At 66.4% G+C, this 13430-nt stretch carries 11 protein-coding genes; 3 read left to right on the forward strand and 8 right to left on the reverse strand.

Translation table 11 applies throughout. The annotated features are described in order from the left end of the window. Window positions 1-301, reverse strand: a 301-nt coding sequence (locus AB0N66_RS23240) for a transposase family protein (RefSeq protein WP_365438293.1), incomplete at its 3' end; no start/stop codon positions are given. Window positions 302-379: 78 nt separating this feature from the next. On the opposite strand from AB0N66_RS23240, the gene AB0N66_RS23245 reads away from it, so the two are divergent. Beyond that, window positions 380-1054, forward strand: coding sequence for a hypothetical protein (locus AB0N66_RS23245; protein WP_365438296.1), 675 nt, complete (start codon window positions 380-382; stop codon window positions 1052-1054). Window positions 1055-1175: 121 nt separating this feature from the next. After that, window positions 1176-1610, forward strand: a complete 435-nt coding sequence (locus AB0N66_RS23250; protein ID WP_365438299.1) for a hypothetical protein — start codon at window positions 1176-1178, stop codon at window positions 1608-1610. 287 nt (window positions 1611-1897) lie between these two features. Here the strand turns inward: AB0N66_RS23250 and AB0N66_RS23255 are convergent, their stop codons facing one another. Beyond that, a complete protein-coding gene (locus tag AB0N66_RS23255) occupies window positions 1898-2407 on the reverse strand; it encodes a hypothetical protein (protein ID WP_365438302.1) in 510 nt (169 codons plus the stop codon). 42 nt (window positions 2408-2449) lie between these two features. Further along, the gene (locus tag AB0N66_RS23260; protein ID WP_365438305.1) at window positions 2450-3301 is read right to left on the reverse strand and encodes a hypothetical protein; all 852 of its coding nucleotides are present in this window, start codon (window positions 3299-3301) and stop codon (window positions 2450-2452) included. Window positions 3302-3344: 43 nt separating this feature from the next. Here AB0N66_RS23260 and AB0N66_RS23265 point away from each other — a divergent pair, with 43 nt between their 5' ends. Beyond that, on the forward strand, window positions 3345-3743 hold the full coding sequence (locus AB0N66_RS23265; protein ID WP_365438308.1) for a hypothetical protein: 399 nt from the start codon (window positions 3345-3347) through the stop codon (window positions 3741-3743). A gap of 479 nt (window positions 3744-4222) precedes the next feature. Here the strand turns inward: AB0N66_RS23265 and AB0N66_RS23270 are convergent, their stop codons facing one another. The 5 genes from AB0N66_RS23270 to AB0N66_RS23290 form a co-directional block, all read right to left on the reverse strand. Further along, a complete protein-coding gene (locus tag AB0N66_RS23270; protein WP_365438311.1) occupies window positions 4223-4549 on the reverse strand; it encodes a helix-turn-helix transcriptional regulator in 327 nt (108 codons plus the stop codon). Further along, window positions 4546-5625 (reverse strand): site-specific integrase, encoded by a 1080-nt coding sequence (locus AB0N66_RS23275; protein WP_365438314.1) that lies wholly within the window; start codon window positions 5623-5625, stop codon window positions 4546-4548. The genes AB0N66_RS23270 and AB0N66_RS23275 overlap by 4 nt, the downstream gene beginning before the upstream one ends. Before the next feature lie 172 nt (window positions 5626-5797). Further along, the gene (locus AB0N66_RS23280) at window positions 5798-6229 is read right to left on the reverse strand and encodes a hypothetical protein (RefSeq protein ID WP_365438317.1); all 432 of its coding nucleotides are present in this window, start codon (window positions 6227-6229) and stop codon (window positions 5798-5800) included. Between the two features lie 343 nt (window positions 6230-6572). Further along, window positions 6573-6773 (reverse strand): hypothetical protein, encoded by a 201-nt coding sequence (locus tag AB0N66_RS23285; RefSeq protein ID WP_365438320.1) that lies wholly within the window; start codon window positions 6771-6773, stop codon window positions 6573-6575. 125 nt (window positions 6774-6898) lie between these two features. Next, a complete protein-coding gene (locus tag AB0N66_RS23290; RefSeq protein ID WP_365438635.1) occupies window positions 6899-13300 on the reverse strand; it encodes an RHS repeat-associated core domain-containing protein in 6402 nt (2133 codons plus the stop codon). Between the last annotated feature and the right edge of the window lie 130 nt (window positions 13301-13430).

Raw genomic sequence — 13430 nt, forward strand, 5'->3', positions numbered from 1 at the left:
GCCCCCAGCCCCCAGCCCCCAGCGCACGGCCGATCGTGGCCGGCGACGGAGTGCGCCGCCATCTGAGCAGGTGACGCTGGATCCCGATCACTGGCAGGAGTGCGTTCGAGGCACGCTGGCCCCACTCGGCGAGTTCGTCGATGCTCTTCGCTCCCGAGATGACCGCGCAGGCACACACCAGCAGGATCGCCGTCAGCGAGTACCACCGGCCCCGCCGTGCGCGCGGGTCGGGCACCGAGTCGAAGTAGGGGCACAGGTCGGCGATCCGGCCGGTGTCTAGCGGACCCAGCTTCACCAGCACAGCAGGAGCGGGAGAGGATGCAGCAGCAGGCACCGGCCACCTCATGATCATCGGGCTCGGCAGCCGCGCAAAATCACCGTGCCGCCGGCCGTCCGCGTGCTGGCAGGCGGCGCGCTCCTGTTCATCGTCCCGCTCGTTGTTGGTCACGCTGCCAAGGCAGGTCCCTTTCGCGTGGTGCGAACCTTCGCCTCCGCCTTTACCGGCAGGGCGATCAAGACACTGCACGGGGCGGCGGCTCGCAACGCCACGGAAGCGTGGTTTGGCCGCGGGCCTATTGGCGCGGGCGGAGGCGGGAGGGCGGCCGGGAAGAGGCTGCTGAACAAGATCGAGACAACTTCGGCCAGCCTCACGCGGGAAGTCATCGCGACGTGGCAGGCTCAGGCGCTCGAAGACGGCCAGCAGAAGAAGACACGAGACCTGGAGCGGCGCGAGGCGGAGACGAGGATGAGGCAGGAGGAGGCGCCCGCGCTGCATGAGCGCAGCAAAGACATGCAGCGCGTCCTGCAGGACCTCCGGTCCGAGCTTGTGAGACGGCTCCCGTCATTCACCACGCTGGTCGAAGCGTGCGACGACTTCGCCCGATACGACTCCCGTCAGCGCGCAGAAGTGGCGGCGATGGTCGATCTCGACGGCCTCGCCGTCAGGGTCATGGATTGCCTGATCACTGACGCAGACGGACGGCTGACCGAGGAATCGGGGCGGGTCGTCGCCGACGCCGAGGCCCGACTCCGGGCGATGGAAGCCGAGTCGTGAGCTCAGATCCTCCGGCGGTGAGCGGCGGGGTCGCGCTCGGCAACGTGCCCGGCGACCTCGTCGACGCCGGGGCGGGCATAGCGCTCGAGGACTGTCAGATGTGCCTGGCACGATGCTTGGCATGAGCCCGACATCAGAGCTGACGCAGAAGACCCTGACTGAACGCGGCTTCCGCGGCTTCGTGCCGTTCCGTGAACACCCTGACAGCAACGTTCCCACCGGGCCCGGACTCTACGTGGTGATCCGCACGGACACCTCGCCCCCGTCGTTTCTCCCCACCAGCCCCGCCGGACACCTCAAAGGCCGCGACCCATCCGTGACGGCCGGCAAGCTCGGCGATGCCTGGGTGGACGGGGCAGCGATCGTGTACATCGGCAAGGCCGCGGGCCAGGACGGACTGAATCAGAGGCTTGCCGACTACCGCCGCCACGGCACCGGTTTGCTGGCCGGCCACTGGGGCGGTCGCTACATCTGGCAGCTGGTCGACTCGGACGCACTGCTCGTGGCCTGGCGGCCGATGACCGAGGACGACGCGGTGAGGCTGAGCAGGACCTGATCGACGAGTTCAAAGAACTCCACGGCGGAGCCCTGCCCTTCGCTAACCTCAGGAACAATGCCCGAAAGGCTCTGGAGACGGGCACCGACATCGACTGACCTCGGTCACCCTGCTCCGGCCAGGGGCTATTCAGGAAGACGAGCACCACTCCGCCGAGCTGCACTGCTGATTCACCAAGATCACCCCGTGGCGGCTTTTGGGCTCACCTTGCTGGACCCCCGGGATCCCCGTGGGCTCAAGGAAGCCGAAGGTCCTTCAGCTTGAACCCACGGGTCCACCGGTCTGCTTCAGGTGGGTAGATCCGTGAGTTCGGTTGGAACACGAGGATGCTGTGCAAGCCTACGAGCTTCGGTCGTGACCTCGGCGTCGACCTGTGCCTGTGTTCTGTCGCCGTATTCGAGGACGTCGTAGTCGTCGTCCAGGTTGGCGAGTCGTTCGGTCAGAGGCAGCTCGTGTCCGAAGCGCTGGTGGATCCGGAAGGCCAGCTCGCGTGGTGTCAGTTCGCCGGCCAGCATCCGGGCGGCAAGTGCTCGCGCGGCGGCTTCCTGTCCGGCAACGCTGCCCGCTGGGTGGAAGGTGAGGCCCAGTTCGTCGAGTGCCGGTGGAAGGAGGTCGGGGACGTCGTAATCCGCCTCCGCGCGTGTGCACGCGGCCAAGATCCGCAGGGCAGGACTGTCGAGGCCGGCAACGAGTGCATCACAGGCGGCAGTGACGACGTCGGTTGCGCGGATCTCGCCCATGCTCCAGAGGACGGCATGGTCCTGTAGAGCGGTTGCTGCTGCTTCGGTCGAGGTCACTCGCTCATGATTGCCTTCATCGTGCGTCCGGTCGAGCAGGTTTCATCGAAGCTGCTGTTCAACGGCCTGTTCCAACAGAGCCTGCGCGGAGTCCGTGTAGCGAATCGCGGTCTTCGCATCGAGTCCGAAGACCTCGGCGAGGTGGAGGGGGCCGGGGCCATGGACGAGGGCTTCTTCGAGCTGCCGGTCGACGCGGAACTGTTCCAGGGTAGCGGCCTGGCCGCGAAGCGGTGTGGTCAAGGAGACCGCGCTGACCGGACCGGTGCCCAAGGCGGTGAACTTGTTGATCAACAGGTGCGGGTTAGCAGTGTCGGGCCAGCGGCAGCGTCGGTGGTCCAGCCACTCGCGGGCGACGTGCAGTGTCAGCGCGTCCAGAGGCCGGACCCGGCCGTCGATCACGAGCTTGCGATTGCCGGTGTCGAGGTCGTCGAGTTGAAGGCGCCGGATCGCACCGGATCGCGCGGCGTGCACCGCGGCGAGCGCGAGGACCAGCCGGTCCGCCGGCTTGGCGACCGCGGCAACGGAGTTGTTGACGTGCTCGGGCTCCAGGGGCTGCAGGATGCCGTACTCGTGCTGGCCAACGCGGATGCGGCTGGTCGGATTCTTGAAGATGGTGCCGCTCTTCTTCGCTCGGCCGAACAGCGACCGCAGCACGATGAGCGTGTGCCGTCGCTGGCTGCCGTGGAGGGCATCGAGCTGGGTGAGGACGTCGTCGCGTGTCACCTCGCGCAGATGGCCGTAGGGGACAGACCACTCCAGCAGGACGGGCCGGATCCGGTTGAGGTAGCCCCAGACCGTGGCTTCGTCGCGGGGCTGGGACCTGGGGCCACCGTCGTGCAGGAGGCGGGCCCAGTGCTCCACGTCGCGGCGGATTCCAGGGGCCGATGCCTTCAAGCTTGCGCTCCAGCCACTGTTCGAACGACGGCGTCCGGTCGTCGTGGAAGACGCCGATGTCGGCGAGTACTTCCACTGTGCGTTGGACGCTGAGCACGCGCGATTGCAGGGCCGGGAAGATCTCGGAGTGCCGCACGACTTCGCCGCTGACATGGCTGGACAGCACGATGACCAGGGCTCGGCCGACGTCGAGGCGGACACCGCGAGGCCAGCCATGTGCTTCGCCGAGACGATGTGCGGTATGCCGGGCCCAGGCCAGCCACGGGTTGTCGAGCCGGGCATGTTCCTGGCGATTGAACCGGGTGAAATCTCGGCGGGCTTCGAACAGCAGCGGCTGGAGCCAGCCGGAGACCGGCCGGTTGCCGGGTCCCAGGCCTCCACCCGCACCATGCGGCCGATCTCGGTTTCCGTGCCACTGAAGATGGCGGTCCAGTCGGTCTGATTGAAGTAACGAAGATCCACCGACCCATCCTCTCGCATGACAATCAGCGCCAGCCGGCGGCTACTTGCTCTGCACGTTCATCCGTACGCGGTTCTGCACATACGTGAGTACGCCGACAGGGGGTCGGGTCGGGATGGCGCGGGCGACCCCGACGTCGTCCCTGCTTACCTCTGGGAGGGCCGGGCTGACGCGGACGGTGGAGGTTGGTGAAAAACAGTTGATGATGCTGCACTTTCTCCAAGTAGGGCTCCAAGACGGTGACTTGCCCCCTGGCGTCCTGGCTCGCCTGATGCCAGCACAGACGGCAGTACCCCTTCTTCAACCGCACTGTTCGCCGACAGCCGCTGCATTCGGCAGGCTCCTCGTCGCGGCGGAAACTCTCGCATGCGCCGCAGGCGCGGCCGGGCAGCACGCCCCAGCCGAAGCAGTCGGGCAACTGGCTGGCGGTTTGCACTTGCCCGCCGGCAGAACGTAGGCCATCACATCGGCGGCAGAGACCGGCCGTCACGGCGACGCGGAACCACCACCGGGGCCGGGCCAGCCGCAACGGCGGCCTGCAGGCCGGTCTCTTCGCCGGAGCGCCGGACTTTCTCCGGCTCGGGGATCAGCAGATCGCTGATCTCGCAGCCGAGGGCGACGCAAATGACGTCAAGGTCCTCCAGCTTGAGTGAAACGGGCTGGCCGGACCACAGTCCGGACATCTTCCCGGCCGAGATCACCAGGCCGTGCTCTGCCAGGCTCCGCTGGAGCTCGGAGGCTTTCCAGACGCCCTTGTTCGCGGCGGTCAGCCGTAGGTTCCACCTCATCGGACCAGTCCTTCCAGCCGTTTCGTGGCCCGTTCCGTCCCGGCGACCCAGGCATCTTCTACCCGGGTCTGCTGCACGTGGATGTATCGCATGGTCGTAGCGATCCAGGAGTGCCCCAAAACCTCCTGGATTGCGAGCAAGTCAAGCCCGTTTCCATAGAGTTGGGACGCGCAGAAGTGCCGAAGGACGTGCGGAGTCAGCGTCTCGCCCCACCCCGGCAGGTGCGCTTTGGCCGCGTCCTTGAGCCCGCTTCGCAGGGCGTCGTCGCCCACCCGGCGGGAGGAGCCATCGGTGCTCTTGCGCTCGGAGGGAAACAGCGGGGCACCAGGGCGTGCGTGATCGTCGTCGAACTGGCCCCAGATGTCCTCGATGAACCACCGAAGCGTCCGATCAGCACCGTTGATCAGCGGCACCATCCGCTCTCGTGGCCCCGATCCACGGGCGCCCTTGCCGTGGCGAACGTGGAGCTTGCCGAAGCGGCCCAGGTCCCACTTGATGTCGGCCAGGTCGAGCTTGCATGCCTCGCTCACCCGCAGGCCGACCTGGGACATCAGCTTCGAGGCGGTGTAGTTCCTGGCCGTAGGGGCGAGCTTGCGGCACGTCGCCAGCTCGCCGCCCCAGCCCGTGAACAGTGTCCCGACCTCCGGCTCGCTCGGCGGGATCCGTAGGTGGGCGTCCTTGGCCCCACGCGGCCGGTTCATCTCGTCGATCGGGCACTCAACGACCCGGCCGGTCATCCGGTGGAGCTCGACCTTGTGCCGCAGCTCCAGGAACATGAAGTACGTCGTCAGCGCCTGCGACCGGGCCAGCCGAGTGCCGCTGGGAGAGCTCCGCAGCACCTTCTCGAAGTACGCGTCAGCGTCAGCGGGCTCCATGTCCCACAGGGGCCGGCCGAACCAGGACCTGATCTGGTCCAGGTGCCCGACGTCCCCACGGATCGTGCCGTCCGCCAGGCCAGCCGAGGCCCGCGCAAGGACAAACCCCAACAGCACGTCGGTCTCGAACCGCTCCAGCTCCTCCGCCGACACGGGCGCCCAGTGCTCACGCAGGTCCCGTACGACTGCCAGCGCCGCCAACCCGAGCCTCCTCGCCTTCGGCCCGACTACGGATCGGTCGGACAAGGTGAGAACGCTTCAAGAATCCCGAAGTTACGTCGCAAGGCCACAGAGCACCCGAAGGAGGAAGAACCCCCTGGCCACGTGGCCAGGGACTCAGCGCGGCTCAGAAGAACTCACGGGATGTCGCACACTACGGGGAATCTCGCGTTTCAATCTCCGATAGGCCCAATGGATCAAACCGAGGAACCAGCCTCTCCAGGTACCAGCCGATGTCGCAAAATCGGGAGGAGCCTGGTAGATATTTCGGATTGACGCCGATCACATAGGAGAACGATGTGCGGTCCGGGTGAGATAGGAAATCCCCTCCGGGGTCCGCCTCCGGGAAAAGTAGCGTGATTCCTACAACGCGGTCGGCCCAGCGTGACTCCGCCATCTTAGAGATGACTTCATCCAGCTGGCTAGCCGCCGACCTCTGCCAGTCGAACATTCCGTCTTTGTCGATCACATAGGCCACCTCGCCCGCTTCCGATGGCCTCATACCCGCCACCAGCAAAGTACGTAGCGTCACGGAAACGTCGATCGGCTTTTGGAATGAGAAGTCGATATCCACTGACCTGGCCACGACTTCACACCTCCTCGGGAAAAAGTTCATCTTGACATCACTGCCCCACGGGATATCCCTGAGTTCCGATTCATGTTCACCAGCTCAGAAGGCTCCGTCTGCGGCACTGCCTGCAACTCTGATGAGTACGGGCCCCCATCTCGGCTGACACCAGGAGCCACAGTGGTCCGCCGGATGAACCGACGGACCACCATGGAGACTTCGGGTTGACCTTCACGCCGAAATCAATTTCGGGAAAACGGAGCACCAGTTACGAAGCGGCCAGGCCCAGCATCACGCGGGGCAGTTAGGGCCAAGTAGGCCAACGGATCATCTCTGCCCTGGCACCATCGCTGGCTTGGCCTCACGAACTCGCCGCCCTGTCGCCGCGTTGCCATCGCAGGAGGTCGTCGAGCGCCTGGCCCAGGTCTTCGAGCGAGGCCAAGTCGCAGCGCTCGTTGCGGACCAAGCCCGTGCCGATCTCTGCGCGCTCCAGTTGAGCCTCTCCAGTGGCCCACACGGTCAGTTGGCTGATTCGCTCCTCCCCGTCGAGAGAGAGCGACATGCTCGCTTTGCTCCACTGCGAGCGGGAGTCGTCCAGTTGCAATGCAATTCCATCGCTCGCCAACGCTGTGGAGCGGTCCGCGGCCCAGGCCCGCAGGCCGGCGAAAAGTACTTCTTTACTCGTCATCACTTTCCCATCAGCCACTTGATGTTCGAGGCAGGCGGGAACTGCGGTATCGGCTGCCCACGGCGCAGCGCGAGTCTGCCCTGCAGCGAGTTCGGGCCGGGTATCTGCGCCCAGCCGGGCTCACCCGCCGCGTACAAGGAAATACCTGGGACGTCGAACTCCACGTATCCCGTACCCGGCGCGGCCTGACGACCGTATGCCTCAGGGGTTGCAGGATGCGCTACATAGGTCGTACCGCCAGCACCTTCCTGGACAACGCCCTTGTCCTTCATGGCACTGTGCTCCTCCTCCGACATCCAGCGGCCGACTCGAACCAGGTTGCTGTCGCTCGGCGCATCCACATCCTTTGGAACCGGCCTAGCCGCTCCGGCTCCGCTGCCCAGAAGCCCACCCCCACCCGCAAAGGTTCCGGTGAGTGGAGTCACTTCTTCGCAGTGGGAGCCGTCGGGGTTGCACATCGTGGTAGGTTCTGGCTCTTTTGTGAGCTGACTCAGAATTCCACCGAGCGCCCAGGCAAATGCCCTTACGAGTTTCGTTTCATCAAATACCTCGCCGCTAACTGCGTACGGTATAGCGCCCTGCAGCGAGGCGGGGGCCAGGGGGTTCTGGATGGGTAGCGTAGGGATGGTTCCGTTGCCGCCAACGCTGGCGGTACCACCGTACCCGGGCGCTACTCCGCCGCCGGTTGGCTGACCGTTCTTGGACTTACTGCCGTCGCCATGGGTGACGACGCCGTTGCCGCAGCCCACGTCGAAGCCGGGGCCGCAGGCGAGTCCTTGGCCGGTGGGGTCGGAGAAGGTGGCGGGGTTGTTGGCGCTGTAGGTGTAGCCGTTGAGGGTCTGGGGTTTGTCGGTTTCCAGGAGTGGGTCGACGCTGATGAACCGGCCGAGGACCGGGTCGTATTCGCGGGCGCCGATGTGGGTGAGGCCGGAGGAGGAGTCGGCGGTCTTGCCGAGGAAGGACTTGTCGTCCGGCCAGACTCCTGTGCCGCCGGTGCGGGAGGCACCGAAGGGGGTGGTGTAGCGCTTGGTCACGGCCTGTGTGGTGGCGTCGAGGGCCAGGCTGGACGTGCCGTGCTGGTCTGCGGCGAGGTAGGAGAGGGTCGAGGTGCCGGACTTGTTGCTGCGGACGGCGATGACGGCGGAGCCGGCCGAGTAGTAGCGCTGGGCCCAGTACTTGGCGGTGGAGGTGCTGGTGTCCAGGTGGACCTCGGTGGCGCCGAGGTAGAGGACCGTCTCGCCCGCGGTGTTGCGGCGGATGAGCAGGCTTCCGTCGGCGTCGTAGACGTATCCGGTGGTGCTGCTGCCTTCCACCAGCTTGTTCAGGCGGCTTTCGTTGTCCCAGGCGAGGGTTTGGGAGGCGGTGCCGTCGAGGCGGGTGGTGGTGTTGCCGGTGGTGTCGTAGCCGTAGGTGGCGGTGACGCCGGTGCAGGTGCTGCCGGTGGTGGTGGCGGCGAGTTGGTGGACTTTGGTGGCGCTGTAGCAGTAGGTCTTCTTGGTGTCTGCGCTGGTGGTGTGGGTGGTCTCGGTCGAGCGCAGGCCGGAGTCGGTATAGGTGTAGGAGGTCCAGTACGGGCTGGCGCCGCCGAGGTTGGCGGTGGTGCGCTTGCTGGTGGAGCAGTCGGCTGTGGACGGGGTCCAGGCGTTGGTCACGCGGCGGTAGCCGTCGTAGGTGAAGCACTGGTTGTCCGCTGAGCCCGTGCCGCCCAGGGGGGTGGGGTCACTGATCGCGGTGACGTTGCCGGCGTCGTCGTAGGTGTAGTTGAGGTCCTGCAGTAGGTAGCTGTGGGTCTGGTCGGTGACCGAGGACTCCTTCAGCCGGTCGGTGCCCTCCTCGTACTTGTTGTTGATGTACGCCTTCTTGGTGCCGGCTGCGGAGGACGTGCCCAGAGTGAGCTGTTCGGTCTGGCCGAGCGCGGAGTAGCTGGCGCCCAGCAGGTAGCCCGTGGTGCCGTTGACGGCGGTGGGCAGACCCAGGCCGTTGTAGTCAGTGTTGATGATTTCGGCGCTGAGACCGCCTGCGGCGGGCTCGGAGGTGTACTGCTGGGTGCCGTCGATGTTGTAGTTCGTCGAGAAGGTCAGGGTCGAGGACGGGACCGCGCCCAACTTGACCAGGGCGTCTTCGGTGGGCAGAACCAGTTGCGTGGTGGTCGCGCGGTAGAGGCTGTCGTATTCCGTGACCTGTTTGGTGTAGGCACTCCCGGAGACTCCGCCGACGTAGCGGGTGGAGGAGTCCACCTGCCCCTTGGCCTCGGTGTCGTAGGCGTAGTGGGTGAGCTTGTTTGCGTCGACCTGTTCCTCCAGTGTGGAGGTCAGGTCGGCGGTCGCGGCGGCGCTCCAGGTGTCGGTGGTGCGGCCGAGCGTGTCGTAGGCGTAGATGGTGACCCGGCCGGCGCCGTCCTTGGTCCAGGAGGTCTGGTCAAGTTTGGTGTAGCCGGTGGTGGCGGTGCCCTTGTCGGGGTCGGTGGCGGAGGTCTGACGGCCGAAGAGGTCGTAGGAGTAGGACCACCTACTGTCGGGGCCGGTGATCGTGGACTGCTTGCCGTCGCGGGTGTACGTGTACGCGGTGGAGGTGTACGCGGCGCCGGTGGTGGCCCCGTAGCCGGTGTCGGCCGGGGATGTGCCGGAGTACTCGCGGCTTTCCACCGTCCGGCCCCGCGCGTCGGTGATGGTGCGGACCGCCGAACCGCCGGAGACGGCGGTGGTCGCGGTGGAGTCACCGGTGTGGCTGTTGGACGTGGACCATTTCTGCACGCCGTAGACGAGCAGGGTGTTCGACGTGGGGCGCTCGGCGCCGTCGAAGACGATCTCGGTCTGCTTCGGCGCCTCGCCGTACGCCGCCCGCGTGTAGGTGCCGGACGGGGTCGCCGTCGAGTCGAAGATGTCGGCGAACGTCTCGTAAGCCAGACCCCGGCTGTCGTAGCGCGTGTCCGTCAGCAACCTGCCCCCGAGCACTGTCGGCGACTGCGTCTGGAGGGTGCGCAGCAGGGAGTCGTAGAGGGTGTACGTGGTGTTGTACGTTATGCCGTCGGCCTTGAGCGTTGACGTGGACGTCCACGACGGGGCGTTGTTGGAGACGGAGTAGGTGTAGGTGTAGTTGGGGCTCTGCGGCATTGACCGGGAGCGGTTGGGCAGCCAGGTGGCGGTCTTGCGGCCGAGCGCGTCGTAGGTGCTCTCGGTGATCTTGTTGTTGGCGTCGTAGACCTTGGTGGGTGTGCCTCGGGCGTAGTCGGCGTAGGTGTAGGTGTTCTGGGTCTTGGGGTTGGTGACCTTGGTCTTGGTCAGCGGGCCGGCGGCGGTGGGGGTGTAGACGGTGGTTGTGGTGTTGCTGCCGGCGTCGGTCGAGGTGAGAACGCGGCCGAGTGTGTCGTACGTCAGCTTGGAGAGTGTCTGCCAGGCGCTCGGGAGGCGCTCCCCGTTGCTGGCCGTGGCCGGGTAGGCGGAGGCTCGGCCGGTCCAGGTCAGCTCGCCCTTGGTCGGGGTCTGGGAGTCGGTCCAGGCGGTGGCGGTGCTGTTGTCGTAGACGGTGGCGGTGTCGGACAGGATGTCACCGCGTGCGGTGGTGGAGGCCGGTAGGGACAGGGAGGTTTCGGTGACCGAGCATGCCTGGCCGACCGTGCGGGTGCGGGAGACCAGGGAGTTGATGCCCACGGTGTCGTTGCGGGCGTACCAGGTGCGGGTGCAGGTCTCGTCGCCGGTGACGGCGGTGTCGCCCTCGTCGTAGACCTTGGTGGGCATGCCGTAGTCGTCGAAGTCGGTGGTGGAGGTGGTGCTGGTGCGCCACTTCGACGCGGTGGTGAGGTAGGTGTGGGTGTAGGTCTTCGCGGTGCGGACGTAGTACGCCTCGATGTCGGCGTACGACTTGTGCTGGGTGGCCGTCTTCTTCAGCCAGGGGTCGTTGACCGTGACCGTCACGGGCGTCGAGCCGTTGTACGTGATCTGCTCGCGCAGTTGGCCGGCGTACGGATCGCTGTCGGTCTGGTCGGCCACGTCAAGGCCGGTGAAGTCGATGCCGGCGACGGAGACGGAACGCGTCGTGCCGTCCTTCTGCTTGTCGCCGTTCATGCCCTGTAGGTAGAGCGACACCGTCTTGGACTGGGTGCCGTCGGAGTCGCCGGTGGTGTCGGTGACCTTGCCGTAGCCGCGCCAGATGGACCAGGTGCGCTCGTCGGAGGGGGTGATCGGGTCGTCGTTGTAGTGCCAGGCCGGAGCGGAGTAGCTGTAGGCGTGCTCGACGTCGACGTTCTGGCCTGTCGGGTCGGAGGAGAGGACCGCCGTCACGCGGTATTTGTGGAACCAGTCGACCGACGATTCGCTGGCGCCGTTGATGTGCCAGTAGGTCGGATAGCAGCTCTTGGTGTCGTTGTCCTCGGCGGCCGGCATGTTGGAGCCGCGGACGCATTCCGGGTCGGAGAGGGTGACCGTGGTGATCGCACCGGTCTCGGATGTCACCGTCTCGATGCGCGGTCGGGTCAGCGGAAGGATGTTGTCAGAGTTGGAGTCGACCCGGTTGACGCGCATCTGATAGCCGAACGTCACCGGGTCCAGGGCGATGTCGGTGCCGTTCTTGCCGGTGTGCTTGATGGACTTCAGCACCAGCGTCTGGTCAGAGGTGTCACCGATGTCGCCGCCGTCCAGGAACGCCTGGGTGAGCGCCCAGGAGTCGACGCCGGTGAAGGCGCTTGACGCGGCCGACCAGGCGTAGGTGTCGATGCCGGTCAGGCGCTTGCGGGTGAAGAAGGCAGGGCTCTTGGCGTCGCAGTCCGCGTCCTTGCCGCAGATGGAGTCGTAGGGGACGTCGGGCCAGTTGTTGGCGGTGGAGTCCTTCAGTGAAGAGCAGTCGGAAGCGGTGCAGCGCTCGTCGTAGGAGAAGGTGACCTTGTCCGAGGTGACACCGCTGAACAAGGTGTCCTTGTTCTGCCCGTAAAGGATCTTGGTGAGGTAGCCGCCCCGGGTGTACGCAGTGGTGGCGGTGTCGGCGCCGTTCTTGGCGTAGTAGTTGGTCTCGGCGGTGTACCAGTACGTCATCGCGTTGCCGAGCGGGTCCTCGACATAGTCCAGGTTCCAGCGCCAGGCTTGGTTGAGGGAGCGGCCGGAGAAGGAGTCGCCCTTGTCGTAGCCGGGCTCGCCGGAGTCGTCGCCGTAGACCGGGACCGTCCACACCGAGTTGGTCCGCTCGGTGTCGGCACCGCTCAGCGTGTTGAGTCCGAAGACGTACTTCGTGCCGTTGCCCGTGATCACCGTCCAGTACTCGCCGTTGTCGTCGCCGTTGTCGGCGCCGGTGGAGTGGGTGACGGTGGACGCGTCGTCGTTGCTGAGCCGCCACACGCCGGTGGTGTCGTCCTTGACCAGTTCGCTGGACTGGCCGTTGAGGACGAGTGAGGCGTTGTCGTACTTCCAGCACTGGTCGTACTTGGTGTCCTGGCCGTCGTCGTCACAGGCGCCGTAGGAGCGCTCGACGTAGGAGGACGTGATGTCGAAGCCCTCACCGACCTGCGTGGACTGGTTGTTCGTGGACGCCGTCTTGCCGTCCGAGCTGCCGGAGTCGTACGACAGCGACAGTGTCGGTGCGGGGCCCGCCGCGGCTGGAGGCGTGCTCAACGGGTAGGAATAGGTGAACGCGCCGGAGGAGCCGCCCGCTTCCCAGGTGGAAGACGACGACAGCGGCGTGGCCGAGTAGTTGCCCGAGCCTGAGGCGGATTCACCGGAGGCCGCGGTCACCGCGAGGACGGTGGCCGAGGAGGAGGTGGCGGCCGACATCTGGGAAGCGCTCAGCGCGCTGGATGTTGCCGTGGAGGTGGAGGCAAGACCCACGGTGGCGGAAACGGACTGGCCGGAGATGTCATTGTGTGAACTGAGCGGCGTCTGCACCCGGCACGCCGTCTTCTCCGGCGTGGTCAGGGCGCACGCGGGCAGTTGGACCAGCTGCAGACGGCCTGACCAGCCGCCGCCGTACGCCGACGCGAATGCCGAGTAGTCCACGCTCACTTCAGCTTTGCCCGGATTGGCGGCAGCTGCCGTGAGCAGAACCCCCTTGATGCCGGCTTCCTCGGCGGCCTTACGGCTCAGGACACGCACCTGCGCCTGGCCCGAGACAGCGTTCTTGCCGCCGGGCTGAGCGATCGTCACGGGCAGTCCGCCGGCCGTGAACTTCGCCTTCCCCTGCCCTGGCACCTGTGCGGTGTCCTCGGCCGCCGTGGGCCAGGACGCCGTCTGCTCCGTCGCTGCCCGCTTGGCCTGCGCGGCGTTGGCGGCCTCGGCTTTGGTGACCGTGGCGCGGGCCTCCTTGGCGCCCAGGCCGGTCACCGCCCGGACCTTACTCACTCGCGGCTTGGCCACCGCGGGCTTACCCAGGCCGCCGCCCGTCGCCGCAGCCGCGACGGGCGTCAGGGCAGTCGGCACGGTCAGGGCCACGGAGAGGGCCACCACGAGCGGCGCCCAACGGACTGGTATTCGGGTACGCACGAAACAACCCCCAGGTGAAGAAGGATCAGGAAAGTCCCAGAGCGGAGCGGGCGGGCTGCACAAGACA

This window comes from Streptomyces sp. NPDC093544 (genome assembly GCF_040683495.1).
In the GTDB taxonomy this organism is placed as follows: Bacteria; Actinomycetota; Actinomycetes; order Streptomycetales; family Streptomycetaceae; genus Streptomyces.

Coding starts and splice junctions, on each gene's coding strand:
- AB0N66_RS23270 (WP_365438311.1), bottom strand. CDS start 4,549: ATGAGGTGGAACCTACGGCTGACCGCCGCGAACAAGGGCGTCTGGAAA.
- AB0N66_RS23250 (WP_365438299.1), top strand. CDS start 1,176: ATGAGCCCGACATCAGAGCTGACGCAGAAGACCCTGACTGAACGCGGC.
- AB0N66_RS23285 (WP_365438320.1), bottom strand. CDS start 6,773: ATGTCGCTCTCTCTCGACGGGGAGGAGCGAATCAGCCAACTGACCGTG.